Annotated in this window: 19 protein-coding genes; 14 read left to right on the top strand and 5 right to left on the bottom strand. The window is 63.0% G+C overall.

The window, feature by feature from the left end; genetic code table 11:
• Positions 1-178: 178 nt before the first annotated feature.
• The 4 genes from NLX68_RS11635 (at position 179) to NLX68_RS11620 (ending at position 3,307) form a co-directional block, all read left to right on the top strand.
• Positions 179-766 (top strand): SMI1/KNR4 family protein, encoded by a 588-nt coding sequence (locus NLX68_RS11635; RefSeq protein WP_254284102.1) that lies wholly within the window; start codon positions 179-181, stop codon positions 764-766.
• 94 nt (positions 767-860) lie between these two features.
• Positions 861-1,676 (top strand): carbon-nitrogen hydrolase family protein, encoded by an 816-nt coding sequence (locus NLX68_RS11630; protein WP_254284101.1) that lies wholly within the window; start codon positions 861-863, stop codon positions 1,674-1,676.
• Positions 1,677-1,711: 35 nt separating this feature from the next.
• Positions 1,712-2,815 (top strand): polyamine ABC transporter substrate-binding protein, encoded by a 1,104-nt coding sequence (locus NLX68_RS11625; protein WP_254284100.1) that lies wholly within the window; start codon positions 1,712-1,714, stop codon positions 2,813-2,815.
• 42 nt (positions 2,816-2,857) lie between these two features.
• On the top strand, positions 2,858-3,307 hold the full coding sequence (locus NLX68_RS11620; RefSeq protein WP_254284099.1) for a GNAT family N-acetyltransferase: 450 nt from the start codon (positions 2,858-2,860) through the stop codon (positions 3,305-3,307).
• A 3-nt stretch (positions 3,308-3,310) separates the two neighbouring features.
• Here the strand turns inward: NLX68_RS11620 and NLX68_RS11615 are convergent, their stop codons facing one another.
• On the bottom strand, positions 3,311-3,892 hold the full coding sequence (locus tag NLX68_RS11615) for a DUF4174 domain-containing protein (RefSeq protein ID WP_254284098.1): 582 nt from the start codon (positions 3,890-3,892) through the stop codon (positions 3,311-3,313).
• A 223-nt stretch (positions 3,893-4,115) separates the two neighbouring features.
• Here NLX68_RS11615 and NLX68_RS11610 point away from each other — a divergent pair, with 223 nt between their 5' ends.
• Positions 4,116-4,619 (top strand): DUF1772 domain-containing protein, encoded by a 504-nt coding sequence (locus NLX68_RS11610; protein WP_254284097.1) that lies wholly within the window; start codon positions 4,116-4,118, stop codon positions 4,617-4,619.
• An 89-nt stretch (positions 4,620-4,708) separates the two neighbouring features.
• On the top strand, positions 4,709-4,927 hold the full coding sequence (locus NLX68_RS11605; RefSeq protein ID WP_254284096.1) for a hypothetical protein: 219 nt from the start codon (positions 4,709-4,711) through the stop codon (positions 4,925-4,927).
• A 99-nt stretch (positions 4,928-5,026) separates the two neighbouring features.
• Here NLX68_RS11605 and NLX68_RS11600 read toward each other — a convergent pair whose 3' ends face one another.
• Positions 5,027-7,387, bottom strand: coding sequence for a DNA polymerase II (locus tag NLX68_RS11600; RefSeq protein WP_254284095.1), 2,361 nt, complete (start codon positions 7,385-7,387; stop codon positions 5,027-5,029).
• 66 nt (positions 7,388-7,453) lie between these two features.
• A complete protein-coding gene (locus NLX68_RS11595) occupies positions 7,454-8,653 on the bottom strand; it encodes an MFS transporter (protein WP_254284405.1) in 1,200 nt (399 codons plus the stop codon).
• A 122-nt stretch (positions 8,654-8,775) separates the two neighbouring features.
• Here NLX68_RS11595 and NLX68_RS11590 point away from each other — a divergent pair, with 122 nt between their 5' ends.
• The gene (locus tag NLX68_RS11590; protein ID WP_254284094.1) at positions 8,776-9,681 is read left to right on the top strand and encodes a LysR family transcriptional regulator; all 906 of its coding nucleotides are present in this window, start codon (positions 8,776-8,778) and stop codon (positions 9,679-9,681) included.
• Here the strand turns inward: NLX68_RS11590 and NLX68_RS11585 are convergent.
• Positions 9,678-10,577, bottom strand: coding sequence for a LysR substrate-binding domain-containing protein (locus NLX68_RS11585; protein ID WP_254284093.1), 900 nt, complete (start codon positions 10,575-10,577; stop codon positions 9,678-9,680). The genes NLX68_RS11590 and NLX68_RS11585 overlap by 4 nt on opposite strands.
• A 109-nt stretch (positions 10,578-10,686) precedes the next feature.
• On the opposite strand from NLX68_RS11585, the gene NLX68_RS11580 reads away from it, so the two are divergent.
• The 6 genes from NLX68_RS11580 to NLX68_RS11555 all read left to right on the top strand — a co-directional run bounded on the left by NLX68_RS11580 (position 10,687) and on the right by NLX68_RS11555 (position 14,510).
• Complete coding sequence (locus NLX68_RS11580) at positions 10,687-11,304, top strand: LysE family translocator (RefSeq protein ID WP_254284092.1); 618 nt, start codon at positions 10,687-10,689, stop codon at positions 11,302-11,304.
• Between the two features lie 125 nt (positions 11,305-11,429).
• A complete protein-coding gene (locus NLX68_RS11575; protein WP_254284091.1) occupies positions 11,430-12,158 on the top strand; it encodes a sel1 repeat family protein in 729 nt (242 codons plus the stop codon).
• A 98-nt stretch (positions 12,159-12,256) separates the two neighbouring features.
• Positions 12,257-12,955, top strand: coding sequence for an AzlC family ABC transporter permease (locus NLX68_RS11570; protein ID WP_302056174.1), 699 nt, complete (start codon positions 12,257-12,259; stop codon positions 12,953-12,955).
• The gene (locus NLX68_RS11565; RefSeq protein WP_010225671.1) at positions 12,952-13,275 is read left to right on the top strand and encodes an AzlD domain-containing protein; all 324 of its coding nucleotides are present in this window, start codon (positions 12,952-12,954) and stop codon (positions 13,273-13,275) included. The genes NLX68_RS11570 and NLX68_RS11565 overlap by 4 nt, the downstream gene beginning before the upstream one ends.
• Positions 13,272-14,102: an AraC family transcriptional regulator gene (locus tag NLX68_RS11560; protein WP_010225669.1), complete on the top strand. Its 831-nt coding sequence runs from the start codon at positions 13,272-13,274 to the stop codon at positions 14,100-14,102. Before NLX68_RS11565 ends, NLX68_RS11560 begins: the two co-directional genes overlap by 4 nt.
• Positions 14,103-14,114: 12 nt before the next feature.
• The gene (locus NLX68_RS11555) at positions 14,115-14,510 is read left to right on the top strand and encodes a hypothetical protein (RefSeq protein ID WP_254284089.1); all 396 of its coding nucleotides are present in this window, start codon (positions 14,115-14,117) and stop codon (positions 14,508-14,510) included.
• A 97-nt stretch (positions 14,511-14,607) separates the two neighbouring features.
• On the opposite strand, the gene NLX68_RS11550 is transcribed toward NLX68_RS11555, so the two are convergent.
• The gene (locus NLX68_RS11550) at positions 14,608-15,237 is read right to left on the bottom strand and encodes a LysE family translocator (RefSeq protein ID WP_254284088.1); all 630 of its coding nucleotides are present in this window, start codon (positions 15,235-15,237) and stop codon (positions 14,608-14,610) included.
• Between the two features lie 220 nt (positions 15,238-15,457).
• Here NLX68_RS11550 and NLX68_RS11545 point away from each other — a divergent pair, with 220 nt between their 5' ends.
• Positions 15,458-16,747, top strand: a complete 1,290-nt coding sequence (locus NLX68_RS11545; RefSeq protein WP_254284404.1) for an OmpA family protein — start codon at positions 15,458-15,460, stop codon at positions 16,745-16,747.
• Positions 16,748-16,824: the final 77 nt, after the last annotated feature.

The following is a 16,824-nucleotide window of genomic DNA, read 5'->3' as shown; positions in this document are numbered from 1 at the left end:
GCGCCGCACTCAAGCTGGCCCACCGGCCGCATCGCTGGCAAGCCAGCGCCCACAGGTCTTGCACAAACCCTGAGAGCGGCGCCGACCCTGTGGGAGCGAGCGCGCAGCGCTCGCAATCCCGGTGAATTTACGTCAGCCTGGTTATCATCTGCGCTCTTTCAGGAAGGAACCGCCCCTCATGTCCCTCGTCACCACCTACCTCACCGGCCTGCGTCAGGCGCTGCCGAGCGAGTCACTTGAGCAGTTGAACCTTGCCCACGGCGCTTCGGCCGAAGGCCTGCAGAAGCTCACTGAGCGTTACCCGCTGTGCCCCGCCAGCCTGCTGGAACTGCTCGGCCATATCGACGGGACCCATTTCCGAGACTACCCAGGCGGCACGGTCATCGTCCTGATCCTCGGCTCGGACGTGTTCGAGTACCCCTACTTCCTCAGCGCCGCCGCACAGATCCTCGAAGACGCCAGGGGTTACACCGACAGCATTCGCGGCATGTACGGCGATGACCTGGACGAATACCCGGAAGCCGTCGGCCCGGGCATCGACATCGACCTGGGCATGAACCAGCGCCTGTGCTTCTCCCACTGCATGAACAACGGCGGCACCTCGAAGCTGTACATCGACTTCAATCCCGCCGCCGGCGGCACCGTCGGCCAGGTGCTGCGCTACCTGCACGACCCCGACAGCTATGAAGTGATCGCCGACAGCTTCGATCAGTACCTGCAGCAGTTGATCGACAGCGACTTCGCCTTTGTTGAACGGGAGATCTGAGCGCCATTACCCATTCAGGGTTACTCCATCAACGTGATTACCGCCCACGCCGTCGCGCCGCATACTCGGTTCCAGCCCTACGCAAGGAACCCCGATGAAGATCGAACTGATACAACTCGCCGGCCGCGACGGCGATACCGCCTACAACCTGCAACGTACCCTTGAGGCCATCGCCGGCTGCGCGGCCGACAGCGACTTGCTGGTGTTCCCGGAAACCCAGCTGATGGGCTTTGCCAGCGCCGCGCAATTGCCCGAGGTCGCTGAAGCCGTGGATGGCCCCAGCGTCCAGGCCGTGCTGCAGGCAGTGCGTGAACGCAATGTCGCGGTGGTGATCGGTCTGGCCGAAAAGGCCGACGGCCGCTACTACAACACCTCGCTGCTGCTGACCCCCGAGGGCATCGCCCTGCGCTACCGCAAGACCCACCTGTGGCCCTCGGAGCGCGGCCTGTTCATCCCCGGCGATCGCTACGCCACAACCACCTGGAAAGGCCTGCGCATCGGCCTGCTGATCTGCTACGACATCGAGCTGCCGGAAAGCAGCCGCGCCCTGGCGCAACTGGGCGTCGACCTGATCGTGGTCAGCAACGGCAACATGGACCCCTACGGCCCGGTGCACCGCACCGCGATCATGGCCCGCGCCCAGGAAAACCAGGCCTTTGCGTTGATGGTCAACCGCGTTGGCGCTGGCGATGACGGCCTGGTGTTCGCCGGCGCCAGCGCGGTGGTCGACCCGCACGGGCGCCTGCTGTTCGAGGCCGGGCGCGAGGCCTGCCGGCAGGTCATCGAGCTGGACCTGCAACAACTCGAACACGCCCGCCGCGCCTACGACTACCTGGCCGACCGGCGCCTGCAACTGCCCGGCCAACGCATCGAGCACCCTGACGGGCGCCGCGAACTGCTGATCCCCTGAGCGCTATCCCTTACAACAAGAGCCCGGAGAGCCCCATGAAGTCGATCCGCCCTATCCCCCTGGTACTCGCCGCGCTGCTCAACGTCGCCGTCGCCCAGGCCGCCGAAAGCAGCGCACCCAGCGTGCATATCTACAACTGGTACGACTACATCGCCCCCAACACCACCAAGGAGTTTCAGCAGGCCTCGGGCATCGCCCCGGTGTATGACGTGTTCGACAACAGCGATGTGATGCAGAGCAAGCTGATGGCCGGGCGCAGTGGCTATGACGTGGTATTTGCCAGCGGCGACCTGCTGCCCAACCTGATCAAGGCCGGGGTGCTGGCCGAGCTCGACCGCAGCCAGTTGCCCAACTTGCCGCACCTGGACCCACAGATCCTCGCCAAACTGCAGAACAACGACCCCGGCAACCGCTTCGCCGCACCATATTTGTGGGGCACCACGGGCCTGGGGTATGACGTCGACAAGGTCAAGGCGCGCCTGGGCGATGCCGCACCGCTCAACTCCTGGGACCTGATCTTCAAGGAAGAAAACATCGCCAAGCTGGCCGACTGCGGCGTGGCCATGCTCGATGCGCCCAACGAGATCATCCCCATCGCCCTGCATTACCTGGGCCTGCCCTACAACAGCAAGAACCCCGAAGACTACCGCAAGGCAGAAGCGCTGCTGCTCAAGGTACGCCCGCACATCGCCTACTTCGACTCCTCGCGCTTTATCTCGGACCTGGCCAACGGCAATGTCTGCGTGGTGCTGGGCTGGTCCGGCGGGGTGTTTGACGCAAGACTTGCCGCCGACAACGCCAAGAATGGCCGCGACATCCGCTACGCCATTCCCCGCGAAGGCGCGCCACTGTGGCTGGAGAACATGGTGCTGCTCAAGGATGCGCCCAACCCGCAGCAAGGCCTGGCCTTCATCAACTACATGCTGCGCCCCGAGGTGATAGCGGCCTCGACCAACTACCTCGGCTACCCCAACGCCAACAAGGACGCCGCGCCGCTGGTGGAGGCGAAGATTCGCGACAACCCCTCGGTGTACCCACCCCAGGCAGTGCTCGACACCCTGTTCGCCCTGGAGCCGCTGCCTCTGAAATTCGAGCGCATCCGCACCCGGGTGTGGAGCAAGGTCAAGACCGGGAGTTAGTGTTAGCGTAGTGAACCGCACGCTCGCCCAAGGACTCGCTGCATGATCCGCTTGGCATCCACTGAAGACCTGCCCGCCATCGATGCCCTGATTGAGGCGGCCTACAGCCCCTACATCGTCCGCATCAAGGCCAAGCCGGGGCCGATGCTGGAAGACTACGCACAGTTGATTGCCCGTCGGCAGGTTCAGCTGCTGGACGTTCAAGGACGCGTTCTTGGCCTATTGGTGTTGATTGTCGAAGAGCACGCGCTGCTGCTCGATAACGTGGCGGTACACCCCGAGGCGCAGGGACGCGGCTATGGTCGCCAGCTTATCGAGCATGCCGAAACCCAAGCCCGTCAATTGGGGTTGCCGCAAATTCGCCTGTACACCAACCAGGCCATGGCGGAGAACCTGGGGCTGTATCAGGCGCTTGGTTATCGTGAAACCCATCGCGCCGTTGATCAGGGTTTCCAGCGGGTGTTCATGGAGAAGACCATTGGCAACCGCTGAGCCTCAATCCTCCAATGGTTTGGGCGGTGGCAAGGGCTTGGCGGGTTTTGCCGGCTTGGCCGCTTTGCCATCCTTGCCCGGCTTGGCCTCTTTAGCCTTTGTGGCGTCAGTCTTAAGATCGGCAACAGTCGGCGGCACGATGGCTTTCTCTGCCGCCGGCAACTGATCAACCGCGTCGAAAATCGCCTTGGGTTCAAGGGTGCCGGGGTGTTCTATCCGGTGCTGCTCACCATCCTTGCCCACCAGTACCACCTGGGTGACCACCGTATCCCGGGCACTGAACTTGAACTGGCGGATCAAGGCCATGGTGGCCTGCTGATCGAGGTCTTTGCCATCGCGCTTGCCCATCATGCCGGCGACGCTGTACAGCACCAGGTTGCGCTCCTGGAAGGCAGCCTTGGTGGCCGGGTCTTCCAGCGCTGCATTCAACGCGCGAAGGGTCGGGTCGGCGGTACTGGGGGCAAGCACAACCAAGGCGCGGGCCTTGTACAGATCCTGGCCCAAGGGGTCATCACTATCGGCAGCGAGGGCGGGACCGGCAACAATGGCCAGCACGGTGGCGAGGGTCAGTGACCGGACAAGCATGCGCATCTCCTTTCAAATTCCATGCATCAAAGACTACAAATCGCGACGAAAGATCCGGGTTGCGAGCCTAAACTACAGGGCCAGATGAGTGGGCAAGGCAAAGGTAACTTCCGATTACCAAGTGCGACCTTGGATGCACACCGAAAGGTCTGTCATCCGATTCTGAGGATAGCTGAAGGCCGCCTGCCATGCCCGACGACCACCCTGGAAAAAGGCCTGAACCATGAGCATTGCCGACACCCTGCTGTTGTTGCTGATCCTTGTTACCGCCCTGGGTTGCGGGTTGATGGGCGGGTTGTTCTTCGCCTTCTCCAACTTCGTCATGCAGGCCCTGGAGCGCATCCCGGCGCAGAGCGCAGTCACGGCCATGCAGTCGATCAACCAGGTGGTGCTCAACCGCCTGTTCCTCTCGCTGTTTCTCGGCACCGCCATTACCTGTGCGATTCTGCTGACCTGGGCCTGGTTGCGCTGGCCATTGCCGGGCAGCCTGTGCATCGGCATCGGCAGCGGCCTGTATTTGCTCGGTAACGTGCTGGTGACCATGCTCTTCAACGTGCCACGCAACCAGAGCCTGGCACGCCTGGACCCGGCCAGTAGCGAGGCGGCCAGTGCCTGGCCGACCTATGCGCGGGTATGGAACCGCTGGAACCATGTGCGCACCATTACCGCCCTGGCGGCGACGGCCTGGTTGATGGTGGCCTTGTTGCGGGTGGTGTGGACTCAATAGGCAACACATCGGCGCCGAACAGATGGCCTTGTGATATCCTTGTGCCCGCCTCGCGTGGGCATCAGGATTTCAAACAGTAAGGATTATCTGTGAAAGACTTCGTCATCAGCGTCAACAACATCGTGCTCTACGTCTCCCTGGGCGTTCTCTGGCTGCTCGGCCTGGGCACCATGTTCATGCATAGTTTCTGGTCCGGCCTGGGCGCCCTGGTCGGCGGTACGCTGCTGTGGTGCATCGTTTCCGGCTTCTGGTTCGTGCAGTCGGCAACCTATGAAGAGTTGCGCAAGCTGAACGCGAAGAACGCATAAGCGCAGCGGTTCATCGCTGGCAAGCCAGCCCCACAAAATCATGCATGACCCTGTGGGAGCTGGCTTGCCAGCGATCGAGTGCAAAGCACTCGCAAACACCTAGAACAAGCCCATCTGCCGATCGATCAACGCCGTGAAATCGTCCTCCACGAACGGCAGGATCGCATCCGCCACCGGCTGCAACTGACGGGTCAGGTAGTGGTCGTAATCGATCGCCGAATGCCGCGTCTCCAACGGTTCCGGCCCCGCCACGGTAATCACGTAGCTGATCCAGCCGCCATTCTGATACTGCCGCGGCCTGCCCTGACGGTCATTGAAGTCATCGGCCATGCGCGCTGCCCGCACATGCGGCGGCACATTGCGCTGGTAGTCGGCCAGCGGCCGGCGCAGGCGCTTGCGGTAGATCAACAGCTCATCCTGCTCACCCGCCAAGGTCTTGCGCACGTATTCACGCAAATACTGTTGATACGGCTGACGCTTGAAGATCCGCTCGTACAGTTCCTGCTGAAACTGCCGGGCCAGCGGCGACCAGTCGGTGCGCACGCTTTCCAGGCCCTTGAAAATCATCTCCTCGACGCCCTCGCCACGTTGCACCAAGCCGGCATAACGCTTCTTGCTGCCCTCCTCGGCGCCGCGAATGGTCGGCATCAGAAAGCGCTTGTAGTGGGTCTCGTACTGCAGCTCCAGGGCGCTGTCCAGGCCATAACTGTCGCGCAGGTGCTCGCGCCACCACTGGTTGACCTGCTGCACCAGCTCGCGGCCGATGCGCGCCGCATCCGCCTCGTCATGGGCCCCCTTGAGCCAGACAAACGTGGAGTCCGTGTCGCCATAGATCACCGCATACCCCTGGGCCTCGATCAGCTCACGGGTACGGCGCATGATCTCGTGGCCGCGCATTGTGATCGATGAGGCCAGGCGCGGGTCGAAGAAGCGGCAGCCACTGGAACCGAGCACACCGTAAAAGGCGTTCATGATGATCTTCAGCGCCTGGGACAGCGGCGCATTGTGCTCGCGCTTGGCCACCTCGCGGCCCTGCCAGACCCGCTCGACAATCGCCGGCAGGCAATGCCGGGTACGGGAAAAGCGCGCACCGCGAAAGCCCGGCACCGAGGTCGCGTCGCCCGGCTCGCGCAGGCCTTCGATCAGCCCCAGCGGGTCGATCAGGAAGGTACGGATGATCGACGGATACAGGCTCTTGTAGTCGAGCACCAGCACCGACTCGTACAACCCCGGCCGCGAGTCCATGACAAAGCCGCCGGGGCTGGCCTCCTCCGGGCGCTCACCCTGGTTGGGCGCGACGAAGCCCTGGCGGTGCATCAAGGGCATGTACAAATGACAGAACGCCGCCACCGAACCGCCGCTGCGGTCGGCCGGCAAGCCGGTGACCGTGGCACGCTCCAGGAGGAAGGTCAGCAGCTCGGTCTTGGCAAAGATGCGCGTGACCAGTTCGCAGTCCTTGAGGTTGTAGCGGGCCAGGGCTGGCTTGTCCTCGGCGAACATGCGGTTGATTTCGTCCATGCGCTGGTACGGGGTGTCGATGGCCTTGCCTTCGCCGAGCAGGGTCTGGGCGACGTTCTCCAGGCTGAACGAAGGGAAGCTCCAGGTCGCCGAACGCAGCCCTTCGATACCGTCGATGATCAGGCGCCCGGCGGCCCCGGCAAAAAAATGCGCGCGGCTACCGTGCTCGCGCCAGTCCATTGCTTCACCGCCACGGCCCAGGCGCAACGGCACCTTGAGCGCGGTGGCGTGGTGTTGCAGCACGCGCAGGTCGAACTGCACCAGGTTCCAGCCGATGATCGCGTCGGGGTCGTGCACAGCCAGCCAGTCGTTCAGGCGTTCGAGCAAGCAGGCGCGGCTGTCGCAGTACTCGAGGTCGAAATCCACGCCTTCGGCGTTGCCGTTGGCCGGGCCGAGCATGTACACCTGGCGCTGGCCGCAACCTTCCAGGGCAATGGAGTACAGCTCGCCGCGCTCGGTGGTTTCGATGTCCAGCGACACCAGCTTGAGCGTCGGCCGGTAGTCGGGGGCGGGTTTGAGCTGGGCGTCGAGCAGCACACCGCTGGCATCCGGCGTGCCGCTGAAACTGACCGGCGCGGTGATGAAGCGCTCCATCAGGTAACGCTCCGGCGGGCGCACATCGGCCTCGTAGATTTGCACGCCGGCGGCGCGCAGGCGCTTTTCCAGCTGGATCAACTGGCGGTGCTGGCGGCAGTACAAGCCCAGCACCGGCCGTTGTTCGAAATCGCGCAGGGCCAGCGCACGCAACTCGACGTCGCGTTCGCCGCGCAGCACCGCTTCGGCTTGCCCACGCTGCTCGACGGGGACGAACGCCACCGAGGTCTGCACCGGCAGACGCAAGCGCCGGGGGCCTTGATCGGTGGCCAGCCAGAACTCGACAACCGTACCCGCCGGGGTATCGCGCCAATGCCGGGTCAGGACAAAGCCCTGCTGTAACTCCACCGCTGCAACCTCGAAAACACCTGTGTATGCGGCGATTCTACCCGTCTGGGCCAGCGCCTGCCGAACTTAGCTCAGCACCCGTGCGCCCGGTGCGAAACCATGACCATGGGCGCGACCGGCAATCAGCAAGGCCACGGCGATCAGCGCCAGCAGCACCCAGGGGAAACTGCCCACGCCCCACTGGCTGAGCAGCACGCCGCCGAGCAGGCCGCCTGCGGCAACCGCCGAGTTCCACACCGTGACAATCATCGACTGGGCGACATCGGCGCCCTCCCCGGCAGCGTCGGCGCTGGCGGTTTGCAGCAGGGTCGGCGCGCCGCCGTAGGTCAGGCCCCAGAGCGCGACACTGAGATACACCAGCGGCGCCGACTGGCTGACAAAACCGAGCACCAGGGCCACCACGGCAAAGCCGAACAAACTCAGCAGGACCATGTTGCGCAGGTGCTTGTCGATCAACGCACCCACCACGCCGATACCGGCCAATGCGGCAATACCGAAGGTCAGCAGGACCATGCCGGTACTCGCCGCCAACCCCACCGACGCCAGGTACGGCACGATATAGGTGTACAGCACGTTGTGCGCCAGCACCCACGTGAGGATCACCAGCAACACCGCCAGCACGCCGGGGGTGCGCAGTACCTGAGCGATGCCCGGGCGTTGGCCCGGGGCGTGGCCGTCAAAGTCCGGCACCTTGCACAGCACCCAGGCCACCAGCACCAGGGTCGCAGCCGAGACCAGGGCAAAGGTCATGCGCCAGCCCAGCAGCTCGCCCAGCCAGGTACCGGCCGGCACGCCCAGCGACAAGGCCACCGGCGCGCCGATCATCGCCACCGCCATCGCCCGGCCCTGTTGCTCGGGGCTGACCATGCGCCGCGCATGCCCGGCGATCACGCCCCAGGCCAGGCCAGCGGCGACGCCGGTCATGAAGCGGGCGACCAGCGTCAGCCAGTAGGAACTGGACAAGGCCGTCACCGTGTTGAACAACAGGAAGCCGATAATCGCCAGCAGCAACACCGGCCGCCGGCGCCAACCCTGGGTCAGGGTCACCAGCGGGATGGCGGTGAGCAGCGAGCCCAGGGCATAGACGCTGACCATCTGCCCGGCCATGGCCTCGCTGATGTGCATGCCGCTGGAGATCTGCCCGAGCAGGCCGGCCGGCAGGGTTTCGCTGAGGATGGCGATAAAACCGGTCATTGCCAATGCCAGCAGGCCGCTGACCGGCAAGGGCTGCTCCAGTGCGGCGGGCCCATCCGCCGTGCAACTCATCTGAGTCATGGTGACACTCCTGTAGGAAAGATGGGCGAACCTTAAGCCTGCGGTCACTGCGGAAAAAGACGGGTACAATTCCGCTCATAACGGACACTGATGTCCGCAATCAGGAAATGCAGATGGATAGCCTCAACGGTTTCGTGGTGTTCGTGCGGGTGGCAGAAACCGGCAGCTTCGTCGGCGCCGCGCAGTCGTTGGGCGTCAGCGCTTCGGCCATCGGCAAGCGCGTGGCGCGCCTGGAGAGCCGCCTGGGGGTGCGCCTGTTTCACCGCAGCACGCGCAGCATCACCCTGACCGCCGAGGGCGGTCTGTTCCTGGAGCGCAGCCGGCGCATCCTCGCCGAGATCGAAGCCACCGAACTTGAACTGTCCCAGGCCAGCGAGGTGCCACGCGGACGCCTGCGTATCAGCCTGCCACAGGTGACCGCGCTGGTGATGCCGGCCTTGAGCGAGTTCATGGCGCAGTACCCGGCCATCGAACTGGACCTGGATTTCGACGACCGCCTGGTCGATATCATCGGCGAAGGTTTCGATGTGGTCATGCGCGGCGGCACACCCAGCGACTCGCGCTTGAGCGCGCGCTTTCTTGGCCACTTTCATCACGTGCTGGTGGCCTCGCCGGCGTACCTGGCGCGCAATGGCACGCCCGTTCACCCCGATGAACTGGCCCGGCATACCTGCCTGCACTACCGCTTTCCCAGCACTGGCAAGCTCGAGCAATGGCCGTTGCGCCAGGAGCCCGCCGGGCACGAATACGACATCCCGGTGTCGATGGTGTGCAATCACGTCGACACGCGCATCTGCTTTGCCATCCGCGACCGCGGCATCACCTGCATTCCGGATTTCACCGTACGCCAGCAGTTGCAACGCGGTGACCTGGTGACCGTGCTGGATGACTACATGGAGCGGCGCGGCAGCTTCTACCTGCTGTGGCCCTCGGGGCGGCAAGTACCGCCACGGCTGCGGGTGTTCATCGACTTCATGAGCACGCGGCTGCTGCCGGGTGCTGGCGCGCCGCAGTATTAGTCATACAAATAATCCAGCCCCTGGCCGGGCAGTTGCGGTACCTGCTGCCGCAGGAATTGGCCGAGTTTCTGCACCTGGTGCGCCTTGGGGCTGGCCTGCAGCCAGGTCAGGTAATAGCCCTCGCCGGTGGCCACCGCCTGGGGGAATGGCGTGACCAGGCGGCCGGCGTCAAGCTCACCGCTGGCCAGCAGCAGGTCGACCACGGCCACACCCAGGCCTTGCTGGGCAGCAGAGATGCCCTGATCAAGGGTGTCGAATACCTGGCCACGTTCCAGGCTGAGCGCGCTGCCCCCTGTCCGATTCAACCAGCGCCGCCAGTCACGCCGGTCCGGCGACGGGTGCAGCAGTTCGCAGCGGGCCAGGTCTGCCGGGTATCCGGGCTGGCACACCGGCACCAGCCACTCGTCAAACAGCTTGAGGCTGGCGATATCAGCGGCGAAATGACCGTCGCCGAGCAGGATCGCGCAGTCGTAGGGCTCGCGGTAGAAGTCCACCGTGTCGATGTCCATCCAGACGCTGCTCAGTTGCACATTACTGTGCTCATCATGTTGCTTGAACGCCGCCAGGTGCCTGAGCAACCAGCGCACGGTCAGGGTCGAGGGCGCCTTCAGGCGCAGATGCTGGCGGCCCTGCCTGAGCAGCCCGCAGGCGTTCTCGATGATCTTGAAACCGACCTTGAGCTCCTGGGCCAGCAACCGGCCCGGCTCGGTCAGCGCCACTTTCGGCCCGCGGCGCTCGAACAGCGCGCAGTCGAACAGGCCTTCGAGGGTCTTGATGTGATGGCTGATGGCGCCCTGGGTCAGGGCCAGTTCTTCAGCGGCGCGGGTGAACGAGCCGTAGCGTGCGGCCACCTCGAATGCCCTGAGTGCCTGCAATGCGGGAATACGTTCGGTCATGTCCAGCCAGATCATGAGTAAAACTAATAGAAGGCCACAGTAACAGGCGTTTTACAACCCTCCCTGGCCTGCCGAGAATTCTGCTCCCCCCTGACCGAGAGATCCGCCTGTGAACAGTGCCCTGCTTGCCACCTACGCTCTGACCGTCTTGCTGCTGATCGCCAGCCCCGGCCCGGTGGTGGCGCTGGTGGTCAACACCACTGCCCGCGCCGGGCGCAAGCAGGCGCTGCTGACCGCCCTGGGCACCAACGGCGCCTCGCTGGTGCTGATTGCCCTGGCGGCAGCCCTGATCTTCAGCAGCGCCGCACTCAACCCACTGGTGTTGAGCGCCCTGAGCGTGTTCGGCTGTCTGTTCATCGGTTATCTGGGCCTGAGCGCCCTGGCCGAACTGCGCCAGCCCGCGCTCGCCACGGAGCAGGCCCCGCCCCGCCAGGGCGGGCTGTGGCAAGGCTTTGCCATTGGCCTGGCGAACCCCAAGGACATCCTGTTCTTTGTCGCCTTCTTCCCGCAGTTCATCCAGGTCACCGAGCGGTTCAGCCACAGCCTGATGCTGCTGGGGCTGGTCTGGCTGGTGCTCGACCTGGGTATTCTGGGCCTGTACATCCTGGCCATCGGCCGCCTGGCCGAGCGCCTCGACCGGCGCCTGATCAGCGCCATCAGCGCCGTGGTACTGCTGGTCATCGCCGTTGCCGGGCTGGCCTACAACATCCGCCAACTGTTGCCCTGACGGGCTACGCTTTCGACTGTGGGCCCAGAGCGGTTAGAATGGCGCGCTATAACCCAGGCCGGCCTCAAGCCACACTATGGACAGTCGGATTGAACCCTGAACAGCGCAGTTGTCTCCAAGCCCACATGCATACCCGTCCGGCCCCGAACCCCAGAGGCTCTTCCTTGATCCGCTCGCCCCTTTTGCACGGCCTGCTCGCCGTCGTGCTGCCGACTTCGGCACTGGCCGCCGGCGTTCAGATCGACCCACATGCCGACCTGCTGTACCGCCAGGCCCTGACCTTCCTGGAACAGGCCGAGTCCCAGACCAGCAGCTACACCCTCAAGACCAGCACCACCGACCAGGACCTCGCCCAGCAAGGCCAGGCCCTGGGCCGCACCCTGGCACCGGCGGTGACCCTGCTGAAGAAGGCCGTGGCACTTAACCACCCGGCAGCGCAATACCGCCTGGCGCTCTACTACATCACCTATTTGCCGGCAGCCCAGATCCCTGACGCCGCCTGCCCGCTGCTCGAAGGCAGCATGACCCAGGGGTTTGCCCCGGCAGCGCTGGGCATCGAGAACTGGTGCCCGACCTTCAGCCGCGGTGAATACCGCACGGCGCTGGAGAGCGTGCAGAGCACCGCGACCCTCTACGCATCTTACTACCCGCAACCGGCCGTACGCCTGCCGTGCCATCGCGAGCAACCGCAAGGCCTGGCCATGCAGTGGGGCCGCCAGCGCGACTACCAGGCCGAGGTCTACCGCCTGCTGGCCAGCACCGACCCGGCGCAAAGCAGGAGCTACTGGCAAAAAGCGGTGGACATCAACGGCTGCATCCCGGCGCAGCGCCGGCTGGCCAGCAACCACTACTGAGGGCCCTGGCGTCGCCGCCGACAGCAAGATCGTTCAAGTCAGCGGCGCATCGCTCTGGCATGCTGTACAACCGTGTTCATTGGTTGTTGCTGCCGTCCATGTCCAGTCCACCGTTCGCCCGCCAGGCCTTTATTCGAGGCGCCATCGCCATCCTGCCGTTGTCCCTTGCCGTGGCCCCCTGGGGGTTGCTGGCAGGCTCCATGGCCATCGAAGCCAACCTCAGCCCCTGGGAAGGCCAGGGCCTGTCGGCCATCGTCTTTGCCGGCGCGGCGCAACTGGTGGCGATCGGCATGCTCAAGGGCGGCGCCAACCTGTTCTCGATCCTGCTCACCACCCTGTTGCTGACCTCCCAGCACTTGCTCTACGGGCTGTCGATGCGCCCGGTGCTGTCGGGCCTGCCGACCCGCTGGCGGCTGGGCCTGGGCTTTCTGCTCACCGACGAGTTTTTCGCCCTCACCAGCCAGTACGACAAACAACAGTTCAACCGCTGGTACGCCCTGGGGGTGGGCCTGACCTTCTACATCGCCTGGAACCTGTTCACCCTGGCCGGGATCATCCTCGGCCAGAACATCCCGCACCTGGACCAACTGGGCCTGGACTTCTCCATCGTCGCCACCTTCGTCGCCCTGATCGCGCCGCTGGTGCGCAACCTGCCCACCGTGGTGTGCGTGGCGGTGTCGTTGTTCTGCTCGGTACTGTTCAGCTTCTGGCACTGGGACATCGGCCTGGTGGCCGCCGGCCTGCTGGGCATGAGTGCAGGGTTCATCTGCCAGAAATTCAGTGGAGCACGCGCATGATCTTCGCCCTGATTATCGGCATGGGCCTGTTGGTGTTTCTCAACCGCTATGCCTTTCTGGAACCGCGCCTGCCGTTGCGCCTGAGCTCCAACGCCCGGCAATTTCTCGGCTTTGCCGTACCGGGCATGCTCACCGCGATCTGCGGGCCGATCGTCTTTCTGCCCGGGCACCAGCTTGACCTGAGCCTGAGCAACCCTTACCTGATCGGTTCGCTGGTGGCGATAGTGCTGGTGCTGTTGACCCGCAGCACCTTGATCAGCATGCTGCTGAGCATGGCCTTCTTTTTTGTCTTTCGCTGGTGGTTGAACGGCAGCCCATGAACCCTGCACCCAAGGAACAGACCCGCTTCTGGCAAGCCTCGGCGCTCGGTGACACCGAGATGCTGCATGCGCGTTATTTTCAGCAGCGCTTCGCCCCCCATGTGCATGAAGGCTACGTGATCACCATCATCGAGTCCGGCGCCCAGCGCTTCTGGCACCGCGGCAGCGAACACCTGGCGCCGGTGGGCAGCATGGTGCTGATCAACCCCGACGAGCTGCACACCGGCGCCAAGGCCAGCGAAGAGGGCTGGCGCTATCGCGGTTTTTACCCCGACAGCGAACGCATCACCGGCGTGCTCGACGAGCTGGAACTCAAGCGCGACGGCCTGCCGCGCTTTGACGCCAGCGTGCTGCATGACCCGCAACTGGCCAAAGCCTTCAGCTGGCTGCACTGCTCGGCCGAACGGGGTGCCAGCGCCCTGGAACAACAAACCGCCTGGCGCGAAGCCGTGCTGTTGCTGGTGCAGCGTCATGCCCGCGCCGGCGCGGCGCGCACGCCCGGCAACGAGCCCTGCGCCGTGGCCCGGGCCAAGGAGTTGATGGACAGCCGCCTGGCCTACCCGCCCTCGCTGGAAGAGCTGGCCACAGCGGTGAACCTCTCGCCCTTTCACTTCGCCCGGGTGTTTCGCCAAGCCACGGGCCTGCCGCCCCATGCCTGGCTCAAGCAACGACGCCTGAGCCGCGCCCGTGAACTGCTGAAAAGCGATTGCCTGCCGTTCAACGTCGCCTTTGCCCTGGGGTTTTCGGACCAGAGCCATCTGAACCGGCAGTTCAAGCAAGCCTATGGCGTAACCCCGGGCGAGTACCGGCGCGCCTGCACTCATTAACGGACTAAGCCAATGCCCTACCCGCTTGCCTACCGCTGGTTCATTCACAAAGGCCTGACCGACTGGGAACCGTGGTATTTCTGCGATACCCAGGCGTCGCTGCAACACGCACCTGACCTGACCAGGAACGCCTTCGCCGCCAGGGCCTTTGCCAAGGAAACCGGGGCGGACTTCGAGGTTTACCTGTTCGCCCGCCGCCAGGACCGGGAAGACTTTGCCTTCTTCGTGGTGCGCGACGGGGTGATTGAAGACAAGGTCATCACCGTGCATTTGTCGTTTGCCGACAAACTGGAGCTACGCTCGCAGTTGAGCTATGAACAAGTGACCCGCAGCTTCAGTGAATGGGTCGCCGAGGTGGCGCTGGCGGATGCGCTTGAGTGGATGAGCGAGGAAGACCTGCAGGATTGAATCTGGGGCTGCTCTGCAGCCCATCGCTGGCAAGGCCAGCTCCCACATGTGGGAGCCGGCCTTGCCGGCGATCGAGCGCAAAGCGCTCGCAGGGCATTCACGCCGGGCGCTGCATCAACACCAAACGCAGCGCCAGCAGTGCCAACACACTGGCCAGCAAACGTGGCTGCAATTTGGCCAGGCGCCCCTTGCCACTGAACCACCGGCTTATCACCCCGCCACACGCCCCCAACAGCACATGAAAGACCAAGGCAATCACGCTCAGCACCAGCCCCAGCAGCAGCAACTGCTGGGCCACCGCGCCTTTGGCCGGCACCACGAACTGCGGCAAGAACACGATAAAAAACAGCAGTGCCTTGGGGTTGAGCAGGCTGTTCAACGTGGCCGCAACCAACACCGCCGCCAGGGATGTCTCGCGCGGCCTATCCGCGTTGCCCGCCTTGCGCGGCTGCAACAGCTTGAAGGCCATCCACAACAGATAGACCGCGCCGCTGAAGCGGATGATGTCGAAGGACGGCGGCCAGGCGGCGACCAGCGCGGTAACACCGGTGGCGGTCAGTACGGTGAGCACCAGGTCCGCCAGGCTGATGCCCAGCGCCGCCGCCAGCCCGCCGCGCCAGCCCATGGACAGCCCATGGCTGATGACAAAGGCCATGTTCGGCCCCGGCGACAGCAGCAACAGGGTCACCGCCCCGGAAAAAATCATCAGCGTTTGCATATCGAGCATCGCACGCCCTCCTGGCTGAGTTACGAGTGTCGACAGTAACGAATCACCGGCTCAAACAAGCACTACAGTGGCGATGATTTTCTACGCAACAGTTGCCAACCTCACTGAAATGTTTGTCTGTTGTTCATGACTGGGCCACTGCGCGCCAATCGGCGCCGAAGATGGCATAATGCTATGGCGCTATTCACTTCTATCCAACAGGGATGTATCGTTGAAATTCGTGTTTGAACTGTTCAAAACCTATGCACCCGTCGTCTTGCAGATAACCATCACTATCGGTGTGATCGTGACCTTCTGCTATTGGACGTTCATCATAAATTTTTATCCCACGGGCATAACCCTGAGTGAGAGCTTGCTGTTTATTTTCGCCGCCCTGATGTTTGGTCTTTTATACAGCTTTTGGTTCTGTCTAGTGTTCATTGCACTGTACGGTGTCGTCCAATTTAGCTCGAAAAAGATCAAGACCAGTTGGGGGCTGGCGCTAATTGGCCTTCTGGCGGGTATATTACTGGTTCTCTGGGCGATCGGAGCCGGTACGCTTGAGGTGCTAGCGCCAATTTTGGGAGCTGTCATCCTTGTTATTATTTTAGTGGTGCAACCTCCCCTTCCACCGTACAGCCATCCCAACGATATTAAAGAACGTAAACGCAATAATACACTCATGACGATAATCGCCGTGATCTGCCCATTGATAGTCGGCTCAGCTATTTCTGCGAAAATCATTTCCAGCAGCTTGGAGCTCCTGGGTTTCCGACAAATGAATGTGTCCATCAGTCTCGATGAATCAAATCAAAAAATTATCCAGCGAATAGCTGCCGAATTCGACCTGCCGCTACAGGGATGTGAGTCGCAGCATCAGGAGGCTCAGATCATTCACCATGTCAACGTGCTCTGGCATGGTGTCGGTGAGCGTACACTGGTGGAGATACCAGTGTTGACGCGCGCCAACGCGAACTCGGCCTATCAGGTTGAGTTGAACCGGAGTGGTTTGAACATTGTAAGGCGGCCGTCCAACAAGACAAGCGTCCCCTTGTGCTTCTCCTTGAACAATGACCTACTTTTCGACACCTACTCTTCCACCTTGACGGGCGAAGGCAGGCGGGCCCTCGACGCTTTCACGGTTAAAATCAAGGACTACCTGAGCGTCAGTAAAACGTCCATCTCCAGCATCAGCGTTGTGGGTCACACAGACCGCACCCCAGTCCTTGCCGCAAAGGACAATAACCAGAAACTCTCTCTGCGTCGTGCCGAAAGCGTTAGCATGGCCTTGCAAGGACTGGGTGAGAAAAATCCTGAATTTATCCTCGAAGGTCTCGGTGCTCGAGCACCACGGTCCAAATGCCCACGCACACTTCCTCAACATGAACTGAGAGAATGTTTAACGGTGGACCGCCGGGTGGAGATTATCATTAAAACCAAGGCTAATTATTCCCCACCGACCTTTACCGTCCGCCTCCAGCATGCGTGGGAGGTTGTTAGATCTACCGCTCGTTGGCTCGGAATTAATTGACGCTCGCCATTTGTCTGGGAGTCACTCAAGCCAGCAACTGTATTTGCTTCATCCAACAGGAGCTAACGCCTCTTGGC

It is taken from the genome of Pseudomonas sp. SBB6 (genome assembly GCF_024213215.1).
GTDB lineage: Bacteria > Pseudomonadota > Gammaproteobacteria > Pseudomonadales > Pseudomonadaceae > Aquipseudomonas > Aquipseudomonas donghuensis.
The sequence above is the reverse complement of the archived record's forward strand: the minus strand, read 5'-3'. Positions and strand labels throughout refer to the sequence as shown.

What these genes read in the sequence shown, in the direction of transcription:
- NLX68_RS11635 (WP_254284102.1), top strand. Translation starts at nt 179, where the DNA reads ATGTCCCTCGTCACCACCTACCTCACCGGCCTGCGTCAGGCGCTGCCG.
- NLX68_RS11630 (WP_254284101.1), top strand. Translation starts at nt 861, where the DNA reads ATGAAGATCGAACTGATACAACTCGCCGGCCGCGACGGCGATACCGCC.
- NLX68_RS11625 (WP_254284100.1), top strand. Translation starts at nt 1,712, where the DNA reads ATGAAGTCGATCCGCCCTATCCCCCTGGTACTCGCCGCGCTGCTCAAC.
- NLX68_RS11620 (WP_254284099.1), top strand. Translation starts at nt 2,858, where the DNA reads ATGATCCGCTTGGCATCCACTGAAGACCTGCCCGCCATCGATGCCCTG.
- NLX68_RS11615 (WP_254284098.1), bottom strand. Translation starts at nt 3,892, where the DNA reads ATGCTTGTCCGGTCACTGACCCTCGCCACCGTGCTGGCCATTGTTGCC.
- NLX68_RS11610 (WP_254284097.1), top strand. Translation starts at nt 4,116, where the DNA reads ATGAGCATTGCCGACACCCTGCTGTTGTTGCTGATCCTTGTTACCGCC.
- NLX68_RS11595 (WP_254284405.1), bottom strand. Translation starts at nt 8,653, where the DNA reads ATGAGTTGCACGGCGGATGGGCCCGCCGCACTGGAGCAGCCCTTGCCG.
- NLX68_RS11590 (WP_254284094.1), top strand. Translation starts at nt 8,776, where the DNA reads ATGGATAGCCTCAACGGTTTCGTGGTGTTCGTGCGGGTGGCAGAAACC.
- NLX68_RS11585 (WP_254284093.1), bottom strand. Translation starts at nt 10,577, where the DNA reads ATGACCGAACGTATTCCCGCATTGCAGGCACTCAGGGCATTCGAGGTG.
- NLX68_RS11575 (WP_254284091.1), top strand. Translation starts at nt 11,430, where the DNA reads ATGCATACCCGTCCGGCCCCGAACCCCAGAGGCTCTTCCTTGATCCGC.
- NLX68_RS11570 (WP_302056174.1), top strand. Translation starts at nt 12,257, where the DNA reads ATGTCCAGTCCACCGTTCGCCCGCCAGGCCTTTATTCGAGGCGCCATC.
- NLX68_RS11565 (WP_010225671.1), top strand. Translation starts at nt 12,952, where the DNA reads ATGATCTTCGCCCTGATTATCGGCATGGGCCTGTTGGTGTTTCTCAAC.
- NLX68_RS11560 (WP_010225669.1), top strand. Translation starts at nt 13,272, where the DNA reads ATGAACCCTGCACCCAAGGAACAGACCCGCTTCTGGCAAGCCTCGGCG.
- NLX68_RS11555 (WP_254284089.1), top strand. Translation starts at nt 14,115, where the DNA reads ATGCCCTACCCGCTTGCCTACCGCTGGTTCATTCACAAAGGCCTGACC.
- NLX68_RS11550 (WP_254284088.1), bottom strand. Translation starts at nt 15,237, where the DNA reads ATGCTCGATATGCAAACGCTGATGATTTTTTCCGGGGCGGTGACCCTG.